At 68.6% G+C, this 15,174-nt stretch carries 15 protein-coding genes; 9 read left to right on the top strand and 6 right to left on the bottom strand.

The features are described from left to right. Positions 1-73 precede the first annotated feature (73 nt). Positions 74-1,321 (bottom strand): TIGR03618 family F420-dependent PPOX class oxidoreductase, encoded by a 1,248-nt coding sequence (locus ACIA5H_RS11580; RefSeq protein WP_397075680.1) that lies wholly within the window; start codon positions 1,319-1,321, stop codon positions 74-76. Positions 1,322-1,460: 139 nt separating this feature from the next. Between ACIA5H_RS11580 and ACIA5H_RS11575 the strand changes: the two genes are divergently transcribed. From ACIA5H_RS11575 to ACIA5H_RS11565, 3 genes are read left to right on the top strand one after another with little or no spacing between them, the layout of a single operon-like run. Then, positions 1,461-2,216 carry an ArsR family transcriptional regulator gene (locus ACIA5H_RS11575; RefSeq protein WP_397075678.1) on the top strand — a complete coding sequence of 252 codons (756 nt, stop codon included), beginning with the start codon at positions 1,461-1,463 and terminating at the stop codon, positions 2,214-2,216. 11 nt (positions 2,217-2,227) lie between these two features. After that, entirely contained in the window at positions 2,228-2,635 is a 408-nt protein-coding gene (locus ACIA5H_RS11570) for a VOC family protein (protein ID WP_397075676.1), read from the top strand. 12 nt (positions 2,636-2,647) lie between these two features. After that, the gene (locus ACIA5H_RS11565) at positions 2,648-3,466 is read left to right on the top strand and encodes a TVP38/TMEM64 family protein (protein WP_397075674.1); all 819 of its coding nucleotides are present in this window, start codon (positions 2,648-2,650) and stop codon (positions 3,464-3,466) included. Here ACIA5H_RS11565 and ACIA5H_RS11560 read toward each other — a convergent pair. Next, on the bottom strand, positions 3,375-3,974 hold the full coding sequence (locus ACIA5H_RS11560; RefSeq protein ID WP_355074183.1) for an SLATT domain-containing protein: 600 nt from the start codon (positions 3,972-3,974) through the stop codon (positions 3,375-3,377). The genes ACIA5H_RS11565 and ACIA5H_RS11560 overlap by 92 nt on opposite strands. Positions 3,975-4,800: 826 nt before the next feature. On the opposite strand from ACIA5H_RS11560, the gene ACIA5H_RS11555 reads away from it, so the two are divergent. From ACIA5H_RS11555 to ACIA5H_RS11545, 3 genes are all read left to right on the top strand, one after another. Then, positions 4,801-5,415: a hypothetical protein gene (locus ACIA5H_RS11555; protein ID WP_397075671.1), complete on the top strand. Its 615-nt coding sequence runs from the start codon at positions 4,801-4,803 to the stop codon at positions 5,413-5,415. A 239-nt stretch (positions 5,416-5,654) separates the two neighbouring features. Then, positions 5,655-6,437: a sigma 54 modulation/S30EA ribosomal C-terminal domain-containing protein gene (locus tag ACIA5H_RS11550; protein ID WP_397075669.1), complete on the top strand. Its 783-nt coding sequence runs from the start codon at positions 5,655-5,657 to the stop codon at positions 6,435-6,437. A 120-nt stretch (positions 6,438-6,557) separates the two neighbouring features. Continuing rightward, positions 6,558-7,535 (top strand): acyl-ACP desaturase, encoded by a 978-nt coding sequence (locus ACIA5H_RS11545; RefSeq protein ID WP_379253533.1) that lies wholly within the window; start codon positions 6,558-6,560, stop codon positions 7,533-7,535. A 36-nt stretch (positions 7,536-7,571) separates the two neighbouring features. Here ACIA5H_RS11545 and ACIA5H_RS11540 read toward each other — a convergent pair whose 3' ends face one another. From ACIA5H_RS11540 to ACIA5H_RS11525, 4 genes are all read right to left on the bottom strand, one after another. Continuing rightward, positions 7,572-8,468 (bottom strand): glycosyltransferase, encoded by an 897-nt coding sequence (locus ACIA5H_RS11540; protein ID WP_355074189.1) that lies wholly within the window; start codon positions 8,466-8,468, stop codon positions 7,572-7,574. Between the two features lie 3 nt (positions 8,469-8,471). Continuing rightward, complete coding sequence (locus ACIA5H_RS11535; RefSeq protein WP_397075666.1) at positions 8,472-9,356, bottom strand: glycosyltransferase family 2 protein; 885 nt, start codon at positions 9,354-9,356, stop codon at positions 8,472-8,474. Next, entirely contained in the window at positions 9,353-10,240 is an 888-nt protein-coding gene (locus ACIA5H_RS11530; RefSeq protein WP_379253530.1) for a polysaccharide pyruvyl transferase family protein, read from the bottom strand. Before ACIA5H_RS11530 ends, ACIA5H_RS11535 begins: the two co-directional genes overlap by 4 nt. A gap of 89 nt (positions 10,241-10,329) precedes the next feature. Then, positions 10,330-11,721: an aldehyde dehydrogenase family protein gene (locus tag ACIA5H_RS11525; protein WP_397075664.1), complete on the bottom strand. Its 1,392-nt coding sequence runs from the start codon at positions 11,719-11,721 to the stop codon at positions 10,330-10,332. Positions 11,722-11,865: 144 nt separating this feature from the next. Here ACIA5H_RS11525 and ACIA5H_RS11520 point away from each other — a divergent pair, with 144 nt between their 5' ends. From ACIA5H_RS11520 to ACIA5H_RS11510, 3 genes are read left to right on the top strand one after another with little or no spacing between them, the layout of a single operon-like run. Next, positions 11,866-12,843, top strand: coding sequence for a glycosyltransferase (locus tag ACIA5H_RS11520; protein ID WP_379253528.1), 978 nt, complete (start codon positions 11,866-11,868; stop codon positions 12,841-12,843). A gap of 31 nt (positions 12,844-12,874) precedes the next feature. After that, positions 12,875-14,182 carry a glycosyltransferase gene (locus tag ACIA5H_RS11515; RefSeq protein ID WP_397075661.1) on the top strand — a complete coding sequence of 436 codons (1,308 nt, stop codon included), beginning with the start codon at positions 12,875-12,877 and terminating at the stop codon, positions 14,180-14,182. 8 nt (positions 14,183-14,190) lie between these two features. After that, positions 14,191-15,162, top strand: coding sequence for an NAD-dependent epimerase/dehydratase family protein (locus ACIA5H_RS11510; protein ID WP_397075659.1), 972 nt, complete (start codon positions 14,191-14,193; stop codon positions 15,160-15,162). Positions 15,163-15,174 lie beyond the last annotated feature (12 nt).

The raw sequence follows: 15,174 nt of genomic DNA, 5'->3' as shown, positions 1-15,174 counted from the left end.
CGGTAACACACCCGGCCACGCCATGCGCGCGCCGTGGCAGTGCTTGCTGCCCGGGCTCAGAGAAGATCGCGGCTCAAAGTCGGCCGACGATTCGTTCGGGCGTGACCCGGACGACGACCATCGGAGTATCCCCGTAGGTGGCCGCGGCTTCCGGATTGTGCTCGCGATAGGTCTTGCCGGTGTACTTCAGCGCCAAACGATCCCGTATTTCGAGACCGCCTTCGGTGGACAGGGTCGCGGTACCGTGTATCGCGGCGTACGTGTAGGGCTGCTCGGGCGGGTTGACCAGCACGCCGACTCGGGCGTCACGGCGCAGGTTGCGCTCTTTGCGACTGCCCTCCCCCACGACGAAGAGGACATCGTCCCCGTCTCGCAGTATCCACACCACCGATTGATGTATGCTGCCGTCGGGCTGGATCGTGGCAACGACACCGAATACGGGCGAGTCGAGGACCTGCCGCAACCTGGCCGGGGAAATGCCCGACGCCGCCGACTGCAACCGTCCGAGCAGCTTCGTCGTCTCGCCGTACAGCCGCGCGGCCGCGGCGGTGTCGAACTCGGGTCCGTGCACGTCCAACGGCTGTCCCTGCGCGATCGCGGTCAGCGCCTCGACCGGCGGATCATCCAGTACCGCGAGGATCGGGCGGATGGCCTCGTCGATCGGTCGTGCGGTGCGGCGCATCGTTTCGATCCTGGCCGCCATCTCGGCGTCGTAGTCGCCGGACAGGGCGGTGTTCACCACCCCCGGATGCACCAGCACGTATCGCACTCGCGCCGACACCGGCCTGCGCGCGAACTCGATGCCGAGCAGATCGTTGAGCTGACCGCCCTGCGCGAGCGCGTGCAGGCCGTGGTAATCGCGCTCGAGACCCAGGTCGTCCCAGCGGATCTCGCCGGTTCCGCTGCCCGGACCGGCCACATTGACGATGACCGGGTTCGGGGCGGTGTTCAGCAGGTCGATCAGTTCGTAGCTGAGCACGAATCGGCTCAGGTAGAACAGCGCGAAGGTGTATTCGAACCCTTCCGCGGTCACCAGCCGATCGGACCGGTAGTGCCTGGCACAGAGCACCAGGGCGTCCACCGTGGTGAAACGGGTTCGGATGGCGTCGACGGCGGTGCGGGTCGCACCGATCGAACTGAGATCCGCGGGCACGAAATGCGCACGGTCGCCCGCCCCGAGCTCCTCGGCTGCCGCGAGAAGGCTCTTGCCTTTCTCGGCGTCTCGCCCGACGACCACGACGGCGTCTCCAACGGCAAGCCGCTTCAGGGCGACAGCCCGGCCGATCCCATCGGTACCACCAACGACCACAACATATTTCATGACACAAAGTTAACCGACTAGTTCAGATAAGTCATCTTCACGGTACTGCTTATCACACTGTTTGGTTCAATGAAGCCGAACTGCGGACCGAGCAGAGATCGGTATATACATCAAATTGGTTTGATGTAATGTGGGCGAGGTGGGTACCACGGATCGAGTGCCGGTTCCGCTGCTGATGCGCATGACAGCACATCCGCTGCGGTGGGCGTTGATGACCGAGCTGGCGGCGAGTGATCGCCGGGTGCGGGAGCTGGTGCAAGCGGTCGGGGAGCCGCAGAATCTGGTGTCGTATCACCTACGGCTGCTGCGGTCGGCCGGGTTGGTCGACGCGCGCCGCAGCAGTTTCGACGGCCGCGACAGCTACTACCATCTCGACCTGTCCCGGTGCGCGGCCGCATTCGGTGACGCCGCGGTTGCTTTGCATCCGGCGCTGGCTCCGTCCGGCCGCCCATGGCCGAAGGACTGTTCGGTGTTGTTCCTGTGCACCGGTAACAGTGCCCGGTCGCCGATGGCCGAGGCACTGCTGCGGCACCGCGTGACCGGCGTCCGGGTCGCCAGCGCGGGCAGCCATCCCAAACCGCGGATCCATCCGAACGCGGCGCGAGTGCTCCGGGAGGACTACGGGATCGACCTGGGTGCACAGCGACCGCAGGCGCTCGATGCGGTCGCCGACCGCCGCTTCGATTACGTGATCACGTTGTGCGACAAGATCCGCGAGGTACCCCGCGACCACGGCCGCGCCGTCGCGACGCATTGGAGCCTGCCCGATCCGGCCACGACCGGCGACACCGACCGCGCCACATATCCGGAGTTCCGTCGTCTCGCCGGCGAACTCGACACCCGCATCGGGTTCCCGCCCATGCCCACCGCCATGTCCTCGGCACACAACAACTAGGAGATCCAGCCATGACCACGACCGCACCGATCGAACTCGCCCGAGTCCGCTACCTCATCGACGATGTGGCCGCGGCGGTCGAGTTCTACACCACCCACCTCGGCTTCACCGTCGACTTCGACGCCTCCCCGGCCTTCGCCGCAGTGGTGCGCGGCCCGCTGCAGTTGCTGCTGGCGGGGCCGAAGAGTTCGGCGGCACGCCCGATGCCCGATGGCGCTACCCCGGAACCCGGCGGCTGGAATCGTCTCCAGCTGGTCGTCGACGATATCGCCGCCGAGGCCACGCGGCTGCGAGCCGCGGGCGTCACCTTCCGCAACGACATCGTCGACGGCCCCGGCGGGCAACAGGTGCTCCTCCAGGACCCCTCCGGCAACTTCGTCGAACTGTTCCAGCCCGCGCCCCGCCCGACAGCACGCTGAGAGCATCGACTCATGCCGGTCGACAACCCCGCCGCTGGTGTAGCGGCAACCGATGGTCACCGCGGGCCGCGGTGGCGTGATCCGCGGCTGATCGCCGTCGTGCTGCTGCCGGTCGTGTTCGTGGCCGGCGCGGCAGTCGTTCCGCACCTGGGTGCCGACCAGATCCGCAGTTGGGCACAAGAAACCGGTCCATGGCTGCCGCTGGTGTTCTTCACCGCGCACGCCGCGGCGACCATCGTCCTGCCACGGATCGCGTTCACTCTCAGCGCCGGACTGCTGTTCGGTCCGGTCACCGGCGTCGCCGTCGCGATCGCCGCGACCACGGTCAGCGCGGTCGTGGCGTTTCAGCTCGTGCGCGTGGTCGGCCGCGAGGCCGTCGCGGCCCGGCTGCTGACCCATCCGGCGGTCGCCGCGGTCGACCGGCGCCTGGCCCGCCGCGGCTGGCTGGCGGTGGGGTCGCTGCGGCTGATCGGCCCGGTGCCGTTCGCACTGATCAACTATTGCGCCGGCCTGTCCTCGGTCCGGCTCGCGCCCTACCTGGTCGCCACCGTCGTCGGCGTGCTGCCAGGAACGATCGCGGTCGTCGCGCTCGGTGACGCTCTGACCGGGCACACCAGCCCGGCCTTGCTCGCGACCACCGTCGCCTGCGCCGCGATCGGAGCGGCCGGACTGCTCGCCGACGCCCGTCTCGGCGCCGACGAACCAGTAACGAACGCGCCTACGACAACGGCAGCCGGCGCTACCTCCGGTCCAGCCTGCTCATCCGCGGTTGCGCCGACAGCTGCAATTGCCCGGTCCAGCTGTCGGTTTCGTGTGCGATCACCTCGTTGACCCGGTAGGAGAAATCCCGCAGCAGTCCCATCCTGCGGTCGATTTCCCCATTCGAATTGGCGGGCGCGCGGGAGACCGAAGCCCACTCGAGTTGGAAGTCGCACAGCATCGCGTTGATCGACTGCGCGCTGCGGATATCGCGCGCCCACGCCGTCGAGACACCGAAGAACCGGTCGCATGCCGCGCTTCCGGCGGCGCAGGCGAGCAGGATGTATCCCCAGCTCGGGTCGATGGCGTGGACTCCGGCGGTGGTCAGCAGGGGCACCAGGATTCCGAGTAAGCCGAGCACGATCATCGCCGCGGTGAGGGCTAGGCTCGCCCGCCGCTTCGTTAGACCGTCCCGCGAATACCACTCGCGCGCGTCCATGGCGTACGCCTCGACACGTTGGAACAGCCGGGCAAGGGTCTCATCGGAACTCGACCAGTCGGCGGAGCGGAGGTCCAGCGAACGCGGTACTCCGAGATCCTGCGAGCGATCCCCGCCGATGGGCGATCGGTGCTCTGTCACGGCCCGTACTGTATCTCGCCTACGGCTCCAGAATCACCTTTCGGCCGTTTGCCAGGCGGCCGGAGCGGCGTCGGCAACCCTACTCGGCACGTCCGATCGGCACCGCCGGATGCACCGTTTCACATTGTGCGGCAAGGTTTTTCAGCGCGCCGCTAGATCGTGGACTGATTCCGCATCGACCGCGCCGAGGTGTTGCGATGCGTGGATCGACGAAAGTTGCGACTTAGTAACGGATTCGGGCGACACGTGGTCTCCAGGTAAGTCGTCGGTCAATTCCGGCACCGCTGCCGGAGAGATTGCAACGGCACCGAATCGGACTGTGCTACAGATCTTTCGACGCCCGCCTGCGATGCGGACGAACGGCGCTGCACCGACCGCTGTCCGACGTCGGCAGAATGCACCGAACTCTTCCCGAACGCGGCAGTCCGTCTGCTCGAATGTTCACACAGACCTGGAAGCCGAAGTGCCGGGCGAAGGGTGGGGTGGCCGGGTGAGGCGATCTCCATTTCCGCACCCGCCCCAGGCACCCCACCGAGATTTCAAAATCGCGTTGATCGCAACCATTCTCCGAGCGTTCGGCAGCTCCTAACGTCCGGATAACCCTGCTGCCTACCGTGCGTGAGGCCGACCGCAGTCGGGACCGCCCTGTCCACCTGGGTTCCCGACGGCGAACCCTTGTCCTCGAGTTCGGAGCGAAGTGCAGCCAACGCCGTGGTCAGCAAAGGACACTCGACTCGAGCGAGAACCCAGCGCGGCGCCGGGACGGCACGGCGAATTCCGTGCATCCCTGTCGGCGTTGCAGGGCCACTGGGGCTACCTGTGCGCCGTGGCCGGCAGTATCGTCACGCTGATCCTGCTGTTCCAGCCGTGGCTCAGGGCTGTGGGCGCCGACGGCAAAGCCAGTGCCGATGCCTTCGGCCGGATCACCGCGACCACTTCCTACCTGAACGTCTGGTCGTCGTCGCAGCCGCCCACCGCGCGGATCAGCGGCGCCCTGGCACTGCTGTCCGCGGGCGCGATCGTCCTCACCGTCTGCGTGGTGGTGGTGAATCTCCGGCTTCGCACCGAGATCCTGTCACGCACGGCGACGGCGTGCGCGGTGACGACCGCGGCGCTGGTACTGCTCACCGTGCTCTACGTCAACAGCAAGGCTCCCGAGCTGCGCGCCATGCTCGCCCGCTCCACGGACTTCGGCGGGCAGGTCGGCATGGTGACGAGTTGGGCGTTCGGCAACGGCAGCCTGATCGCGCCGGGAGTCCGGCAGGTCTCTTACAACACCGCGGGACTCACCCACTGGGCTCTGCTCGCAGGTATCACTTCGCTGGGCTCGGCCGTCATCGCCGTCGCCCAATGGGCCTACAACCGTCCGGCCACGTCGCTACGCCTGCCACGGCGTACGGCCGGTGCGCGTTCCGGCGAACCGGCCGGACGCGTCGAGTGAGCAGGCCCGCGGACCACCGCACGCTCCGCTGACGCCTCGATCTGCCCGCCGGCCGGACACATGGCCGGCCGTCGCATCGGCGGCCTCCACGATCCCGCGCGACGGACGGCCGATCGCCGAGGGACTTCACGATGCTGAAAGTAATCGGCGTAGCGGACTTTCGGCCCTACGGGCACGACCCACGCTGCGGGCACAGTCTTGCCAGGTGAGTCGGTGGGGCGAGAGCAGTGGAGGATGGGATGTCGCTGGTGTCGGAGGTGTGGTCGTCGACGTCGTTCCCGGAGGTCGCCGTGTTCGCCACCGGCCGAGTACCGGCCCTCGAGCGGGAACGCTTCGCCGGTACGGTCGGCCGTCTGCTGCGGCGATTCCCTGTCGCGGGCGCCGCCCGCCTGCGGATCACGGCCCCGGACCGCGACGACGGCCCGATGGTCGTCCAGGTGAATCTGTCCGTCGGTGACACCTGCGCGCGGATCCAGACGTTGGCACATCGTCGTGGTGACGCGTTGCCGACGGTGATCCGGTTGCAACGGCAGATCAAGGCGTTGCAGAAGCCGTGGGAGCCGCGGCCGTGGCCGGATCCGGACCGTCGGCCGCTGGACACACCCGGCCCGGGAGAACTGGTCCGCCGCAAGGCGGTTGCGCTGACGACGGGCTCGCTGCCCGCGGCTACGGCGCTCTTGGACGCGATGGATTACGACGCGCATCTGTTCACCGATGCCGAGACCGGCGAGGACGCCGTCGTCTACCGCGCCGGACCGTTCGGGCTGCGGATGGCGCGCCAGCACAGTGTCCATACGCCACACTCGATCGTCGGCAGTTCGGGACTGTTCACCATCAACCCCCGACCGGCACCGGCGCTCACCGAAACACGAGCAGTGGAACGGGTATGCGAATACGGATTGCCGTTCCTGTTCTACACCGACCCACCGTCGGGACGCGGCCATCTGATGTATCGCCGCTACGACGGCGGCCTGACGCTCGTCGCACCCCGCACCGGCGCCATCGACACGGCGACCGCCTGAAAGTCGTCACTTCCCCGGCGTTATCCGTCCGGCCTCGGTCGTCGCTGATCGCGACCGGGCCGGGCCGGGCCGATCATCTCTCCCTTCCGAAGCAATGCGCAAAGAAAGGCGGACACGACGTTGGCGCGTGATCTGACACAGCTGGAGATCCTCACCGAGCTCGAACCTTTCGCGGGTACCGCGTTGAACCGGCACCTGTCCATGGTCAAGGAGTGGCATCCCCACGACTACGTGCCCTGGGACGAAGGACACAACTTCGCGATGCTGGGCGGGATCGATTGGGAGCCAGGGCAATCACGGCTCTCGGAGGTGGCGAAGGCGGCCTTGATCACGAATCTGCTCACCGAGGACAACCTCCCGTCCTATCACCGCGAGATCAGTGCCAGCTTTTCCCGAGATGGCGCGTGGGGGTCGTGGGTGGGACGATGGACCGCCGAGGAGGCCCGCCACAGCATCGCCCTGCGTGACTACCTGGTCGTCACACGGGGCGTCGACCCGGTCGCGTTGGAGAACGACCGTATGACGCACATGTCCACCGGCTTCGGTGCGCCGGTGGAGCGAGCGGACACCGACTTCGACGGCGGGTTCCTGTACTCGGTGGCGTACGTGTCCTTCCAGGAGTTGGCCACCCGCATCAGCCATCGCAACACGGCGGCGGTCTGTGACGACCCGGTCGCCGACCGCATGCTGCAACGCATCGCCGCCGACGAGAACCTGCACATGATCTTCTACCGCGGCATGTGCGGCGCCGCCTTGGATCTGGTGCCCGATCAGGCCATCGAAGCGATCGACCTGATCGTGCGCAACTTCCGGATGCCGGGCACCGGCATGCCCAACTTCCGGCGCAACGGCGTCCTCATGGCCAAACACGGCATCTACGATCTGCGCCAGCACTTGGAAGAAGTGCTCCAACCCGTCATCCGGCAGTGGAACATCCTCGACCGCGACGACTTCGGGCCACGCGGCGAGCAAGCCCGCGAACGACTCGCCGCCTTCTTGGACGACCTTACGGAAGTGCGCATTCCCCGATTCGAGGAACAACGCGACCGTGCCCTCGCTCGGGAAGCACGCCGGGGTGTCGGCGCCGCTGCGGGATAGTACGACCGGGTAGGTTCCTCCCCTCCGAGACGACCGTCAGCCCACATAGCGACGCGCGGGGGAACGGCGCTGCGATTCTTCCAGCAGAACGAGGCCCGCCTCCACTGGCGGTGGCAGGACTTTTCGTTCGCGCAGCACCCACGGCATCCCACGCAGTGTGTCCAGGACGGCCGCGGCGGTCGTCAGGTCGGCCGGGGCCGATCCGAGTACGACGGCGGTCCGCCGGGCGGCGCTGCGGGCCGGGCGGCGCAACCACAGCGTCCACAACGTGTTCCGGATGCCGAGCCTGCGACGGTGCGTCGGATCACGGGTGGTGGACGGCTCGTGGTGGATCAGGATGTCCTCCATCCAGCACATCCACCAGCCGTGCGCCGCGAGGTCGAGGGCGAGCAGTTCCTCTTCGCCCGCGAACCACAGACGCCGGGAGAAGCCGCCGACCTCCCGGAACGCGCTGACCCGGAAGGCGGACAGCGCGGCCATCACGCCGAGCAGAGCGGGGCCGGGCAGCCAGTCGGGCCCGACGACCGGTGAGTCGCGCAGTTCCGGCGTGATCGGGTCTTCTCGGAGATCGGGTGCGACCAGGCATCGTCCGGTCACCGAGCCGAGGCCGGGGTATCGGTCGAGCACATCGGCGGCGCGGGTCAAGGCGCCCGGCTGCCATCGGGTGTCGTCGTCGCAGAACGCGACATACGGCGTTGCCGTCCGCTCGACCGCGATATTCCTGGCCACCGCGCCCAGGTTCTCCGCCGAGCGGATGAGTATTACCGAGGGGAACGCCGCGGCGACCGCGTCGGCGGTGCCGTCCGTGGACCCGTTGTCGACGAGGATGATCGGCGCCGCGTCGGGCAGCGTGGTCATGTGCGCCAGGGTGCGCAGCAATTGTTCGCGCCGGTTGCGGGTCATGATGACGACCGTCATTCGTTCCGTGACCATCCGTCACTTCCTTCCATGGGCGAGTTCCAGCGTCCTGGCACGGCGCTCGACCTCCGGCGGCAGCGTGCGCCGCTGCGCCAGCGCCCTCGGCAGGCGGCGAACGACCCCCGCGAACGCCAGCAACATTCCGGGGTCCCGCGCCGCTCGGCGCAACAGGCCCGCGGACTCGGCAGCGGACCGCCGCAACGGCCGCCGCATCCAAGCGATCAACGCGTTGTTGCGCTGTTCGGCGCGTCTGCGCCACGCGTGCGGCGGTCGCCGCGCCGAGGGGTGGTGATGGGCGCGCACTCGCGCCACGTAACAGAGGTCCCAGCCGCACGCCGCCATATCGAGTGACAGCAGGCGTTCCTCGGCGCCGAAATGCAACAGCGGGCTGAACCCGGCGGCCTGCAGATACGCCTCTCTCCGGACGATCGCCGCGCAGGCGAGGAAGCCGAGCACCAACGGGCCCGGCAGACCGGGGGGATGCCCGAGCGGGCTGCTCGCCATCAGTTCGTTGACGGGATCGTCACGGTGGTCGGCGCCGACGAGCGTGCGTCCGGCGATCAGGCCGAGTCGCGGATGGGCATCAAGCACCCGCTCGGCTTCGCGCAGCGCGTCCTCGGCCCACCACGAGTCGTCGTCGCTGAACGCGACGTAGGGCGTGCGGGCCAGTGCGACGCCGAGGTTGCGCGCCGCCGCGCCGAGATTGCGGGGCAGCCGGACGACGCGCACATCCGGGAATGCCTCCGCCGCGCCGACCGTGCCGTCGACCGAAGCGTTGTCCAGTACCACGATCGCGGGAGCCGGGCGCAGTGCGCGCAATTCGGTCAAGGTGCGGGCCAGTTCGGCCGCGCGGTTGCGGGTGGCGATGACGACGGTGGTCTTCGCCACCGTCGGCGCGCTCACGCAGGCCGTCCCGCGAGCAGTTCGTCGAGCAGGTCGCTGGTCAAGGCGTCGGCCGAGGGGAACTCCCGCCGCCGCGCCCGTTCGCGCCCCGCCGGTGCCAGGCACCAGCGCCACCACGGGTCGAACGCGCCCGCGTCGGCGGTCTGCTCGGCGGACACCAGCGCAGGCCAGTCCAGCGCCCTCGCCTGCGCGGTGACCTTCCCTCCGCCCGCGATGGGATCCACCGCGAGGACCGGGATCCCGGCTCGCAGGCCCAGCACCAAGCCGTGCAGTCGAGTGGTGATCACCGCGTCCAGGCGAGCGAACACCGACGCGAGCTGGTCGGGTGTGCGGCACAGGCGCCAATCGTCGGACGTCAATCTGGTGTCGAGCGGTAGTCGCGCGCAGTCGAGCTCGCGCAGCCACCGCAGCAACGCGCGATGCACCGACCGGTGCCGCCTGGCCACGCCGTACTCGGCCTGGCCCGGGGCGAAGACGACTCCCACCACGGGGACGCTCACCGTGGACGCCCCGACCGCCATGTCCGGTCGCGCGACGGACGGACCGTCGCGCGGCAAGATGCGGTGGAACCCGGTGACCGCGGCATCGGCCGGATCGAGGATGGAGACGCCCACCGCGATGCGTCGGCAGTTGGCGTACCGTTCGTGTAGGAACCGGACCTGTTCACCGTGCGCGGGCCCGCACACGAACACCAGGTGCGAATATCGCCCGGAGTCCGCGTCGTCCAGATGCATCCCGTCGGAACGAAACCCCGGGCTCCAGGCCGTGTCGTGGGGTATCGCGGCGGAGGCCAGCGCGTCGCACACCCGGCTCATGCTCAACACGTCCCCGGCCGTCGCTTCCCCGTGCAGGAAGCTGGGCCACCCGGTGACAAGTACCCGCATGTCTCTGCCCATACCCGCTGCGCCCCAGGTCAATCAGCCGCGACGGCGATCTCTCCGCTCGGTGACCGCGAAGACCGGGGTGCGGCGTCCTAGCCCGGGGCCGGGCGTAGGTGCACGACCTTCGTCTGGGTCATCTCGTCCAGCAATTCCGGCCCGTAACCGAAACCGGACCCGCTGGCCCGCCGCGGGTGCGCCGCTCCCCCGGGCGCCCCGCCGAACACTGAGTTGATCTTCACCGTCCCCACCGGCAGTTCCCGCCAAGCGTGCTGCGCGTTGGCCATCGACGGCGTGAGCACGGTGGCCGCGAGCCCGTAGTCGTCGGTCGCGGCCTCGGCGATGCCCTGCTCGAACGTATCCACCACCCGTACCGGCGCGATCGGGCCGAAGGTCTCCTCCCGCATGATCCGCATGGCCGGATCGCACTGTGCCAGCACGGTGGCCGGATAGTGCGCACCGGCGCCGTCCGGCAGCACTCCGCCCGTCAGCAGCTCGGCGCCGCGCTCCACCGCATCGCGGACGTGCGAGTGGACCTGCTCGCGATGATGACGGTCGACCAGCGGCGCCGGGTTCCAGGACTCGGCTTCGGCCACCAGCGCCGCCAGGAAGGCCTCCGCGACGTCCCGGTGCACGAAGATCCGCTCGACGGACACGCAGATCTGGCCGGAGTTCGCGAACGCGCCGAGCGCCGCCTGCCCGGCCGCCCAGACGGGATCCACACCGGCGTCGACGACGAGCGCGTCGTTGCCACCGTTCTCCAGCAGCGCCTTCGCACCGGTGTCGGCGACGCTGCGCGCGATCGACCGTCCCGTGGCGGTGCTGCCGACATGTGCGATGACGTCCACATCGAGACGTGCGGCGAGCAGCGCGCCGACCCGGGCGTCGCCCTGCACCGTCTGCAGAACGCCGTCGGGAAGCGCTCGGGAGAGCAACTCGCCGAGCAGAGCTCCGGTGTGCGGTGCGCGTTCGCTCGGCTTGTACACGACCGTGTTTCCCGTGACCAACGCCGCGCCGAGCAAACCGCAGGACACCGCGACGGGATCGTTCCACGGCGTCAGCGCGACGACGACGCCGCGGGGCTCCCACACCATCAGGTCGGTCGCCTCGAAAGCTCCTTGCAGACTTCGGCCTCGGTGCAACGGTCCCAGTTCGGCATATTGCTCGAGCGTCGCGGCACCGGCCAGCACCCCCTCCTTGCTCTCCGACCGTGGACGTCCGGTTTCGAGCCGATTGAGTTCGGCCAGTTCATCGGCATGCTCGCGCAGCAGGGCAGCACCGGCGCGGACCGCGACGGCCCGCTCGGCCGCCGTTGTTCGCGCCCAGGTGGTTTGCACGCGATTCGCCAGATCAACCTGCCGATCGATTTCGGCGGCATCCGTCATGGGTACCTTGCCGACGGTGGCGCCGCTGGCGGGATCGAAGATCTCGATTGTTTCGGTCGCGCGGAGTTCGGTGGCCGACGGGGCAGCATGGGGTGCGCTCATATCGCGGCCATTGCCTGGCATCCATGGTTCAAACCGGTCGCGCGTCGGCCGCAGCGGTCCCAGGACATCGACAATAGCCACAAGTTCGCTGCCAGGCCGCGCCGACCAGGTTTGATCCGGCGGCAATAGGCAAGAGCTACCGGCATGGCCGAAAAGATCGAGCGGCTCACGGTGCTGCTGTGGCACGTGCACGGCTCGTGGACGACGTCGTTCGTCCGAGGGCGGCACCGTTATCTGCTGCCCGTGGTGGAAGGCGGCGGGCCGTGGGGCCGTGGACGGTGCGGCCGCGACTGGCCGTCCGCCGCGGAGGTGCCCGCTGACCACTTGCGCGAAACCGAGCCGGACGTGGTCGTGCTCCAGCGCCCGGAGGAAATCGAGCTCACCGAACGATGGCTCGGCCGTCGTCCCGGGGCCGATATTCCCGCGGTCTTCGTCGAGCACAACGCGCCGCGGCCCAGTGCTGCCACCAGCAGGCATCCGCTGGCGGATCGCGCCGACATCCCGCTCGTGCACGTCACGCATTTCAACGACTTGATGTGGGACAGCGGACGCGCGCCCACCCGGGTGGTGCCGCACGGAATCGTCGACCCCGGCGCGCGCTACACCGGTGAACTGCCCCATGGCGTGGCGTTGATCAACGAGCCGATGCGGCGCGGAAGGATCACCGGGAGTGATCTCCTGCCCGACTTCGCGATGGCGGGACCGATCGATGTGTACGGGATCGGAGCCGGCGACTACACGGCGAACAGGTCCACCGGGCACCCGATCCGCGGCATCGGCGACTTGCGGCAGTCGGCATTGCATCCGGACATGGCGCGCAGAAGGGTGTACCTGCACACCGCGCGCTGGACCTCGCTCGGATTGTCCCTTCTCGAAGCCATGCACCTGGCCATGCCGGTGGTAGCCCTCGCCACCACCGAGGCCGTCATGGCGGTGCCGCCCGAAGCCGGTGCCGTCTCCACCGATGTCGCGGTGCTCACCGCGAAGTTCCACGAGTTCCTCCACGAACCCGATCTCGCGGCGCTGGCGGGCAAGTCGGGACGGCAGTTCGCGCTCGAGCACTACGGCCTCGAGGTCTTCCTGCGCCGGTGGGATGCCCTGCTCGCCGAGGTCACCGAATGAAGGCAGTGTCCCGGAGAGAGAAGGCGGAATCATGAAGATCGCGATGGTGTCCGAACACGCCAGTCCGCTCGCGGTGCTGGGCGGCGTCGATGCCGGTGGGCAGAACGTTCATGTCGCCGAGCTGTCCGCCGCCCTGTGCAGGCAGGGGCACGAGGTCACCGTCTACACGCGCCGCGAGGAGGCGGACGCACCCGACACGGTCACCGCCGAACAGGGTTACCGCGTCGTCCACGTCCCGGCCGGTCCCGCTCGTCCGCTGCCGAAGGACGAATTGCTGCCGCACATGGTCGAATTCGGCATTTTCCTGCGCGAGCACTGGCGCGACCTGCGGCCGGATGTCGTGCACGCGCATTTCTGGATGTCCGGACTCGCCGCCCTGTCGGGGGCACGCCCCACCGACATTCCGGTCGTGCAGACCTTTCACGCGCTGGGCGTGGTGAAGCGCCGCCACCAAGGCTCGAACGACACCAGTCCGGCCGACCGGATACGCCTCGAACGGCTGATCGCCGGACAAACCGACCGGATCATCGCCACCTGCACCGACGAGGTGTTCGAACTGGCCAGGCTTGGCGTCCCCCGGTCCAAGACTTCGGTGATCCCGTGCGGCGTGGACCTCGAACAGTTCGCACCCGAGGGACCGAAAGAGCCGAAGTCGGCCGAGTATCGGATGATCAGCGTCGGCAGGTTGGTGCCCCGCAAAGGTTTCGACACCGCGATCACCGCGCTCACCGGACTGCGGAACGCCGAGTTGGTCTTGGTCGGCGGGCCGGACGATGCCGAGCTAGCCGACGACCCGGAGGGCAGGCGGCTGCTGGCCCTGGCGGACGAACTCGGCGTACGAGAACGGCTGCGCATGCTGGGCCGGGTGCCGAGGACCCGGATAGCTCCGCTCCTGAGATCGGCGGACGTGGCCGTGTGCACGCCGTGGTACGAGCCCTTCGGGATGACGCCACTCGAAGCGATGGCGTGCGGCGTTCCCGTGGTGGCCACCGCGGTCGGCGGCCTCATCGATACCGTCGTCGACGGTGTGACCGGCAGGCTGGTTCCACCGCGGGAGCCCGCGGAACTGGCCGACGCGGTCGGCGAGCTGCTGACCACACCAGGGGTCCGGGAGCGCTACGGCCGCGCCGGGCGCGAGCGTGTCGAGTCGCGCTATTCATGGGATCGGATCGCCGCCGAAACCCTCCACGCGTACCGCCGGGTGACCGCACGCGCGGGCGCACGCAACGGACATGGGCCCACCGACAGCCGTTCGCTCGACGGCACCGGCGACAGCGGCAAGCTTGCTCCCGAGTCACCGTCGACAGATCGTGGTCTTCGCGCGAGCGGCCGCGGGTAGGCCACAGCATGTCCGAACCCCGCGAACGCGCGTTGGTCACCGGTGGATGCGGTTTCGTCGGATCACACCTCTGTGAGCAGTTGCTCGACGCGGGCACCGTCGTGGTCGCGCTCGACAACTTCGCCACGTCCACACCGGACAACGTCGCCCGGCTGCTCGCCCGTCCCGGATTCGACCTCATCCAGCACGACGTCACCGAGCCGCTGCCGACGATGGGCTTCTTCGATGTCGTCTTCCACCTCGCGTCGGCCGCGTCGCCACCGGACTACCTGCGACTGCCGATCGAGACGCTACGAGCCGGCTCCCTCGGCACCGCCAACGCCCTCGATTCGGCCGAGCGGCATCGAGCTCGTTTCGTGCTCGCATCGACCAGCGAGGTCTACGGCGACCCGGGTGTCCACCCGCAACCCGAGCATTACTGGGGTCACGTGAATCCGGTCGGGCCGCGCAGCGTCTATGACGAGGCGAAGCGGTATGCCGAGGCTTTCACGATGGCATTTCGCCGGGAGCGTGGCGCGAACACCGGGATCGCCCGGATCTTCAACACCTACGGTCCCCGCATGCGTACCGACGACGGCCGGATGGTGCCCACCTTCATCGCACAGGCGTTGGCGGACGCACCGCTCACCATCGCGGGAACCGGCGAGCAGACCCGCTCGCTGTGTTATGTCGAAGACACGGTGCGCGGCCTGCTCGCGCTGGCGTCGACCGACCATCCGGGGCCGGTCAACATCGGCAATCCGCACGAGATATCCGTCCGCGGCCTCGCCGAGGAGATCCGAGCGGCAACCGGCAGCCGTTCCATCGTGACGTATGTCGACAGCGCGATCGATGATCCGAAACGGCGCTGCCCGGACATCTCGCTGGCCCGGCGCGAATTGGGCTGGTGGCCGGTGATCGGCAGGAAGGAAGGACTGCGCCGCACGATCGACTGGTTCGCCGGGCGCACCGCCGAGTCGGCCGAAGAGTCCGTGCGCTGAGCGGCGCCCGAC

Origin of the sequence: Nocardia sp. NPDC051900, assembly GCF_044452545.1 — a bacterium.
Classification (GTDB): domain Bacteria; phylum Actinomycetota; class Actinomycetes; order Mycobacteriales; family Mycobacteriaceae; genus Nocardia; species Nocardia sichangensis.
This window is presented reverse-complemented; position numbering and strand designations above follow the sequence as displayed.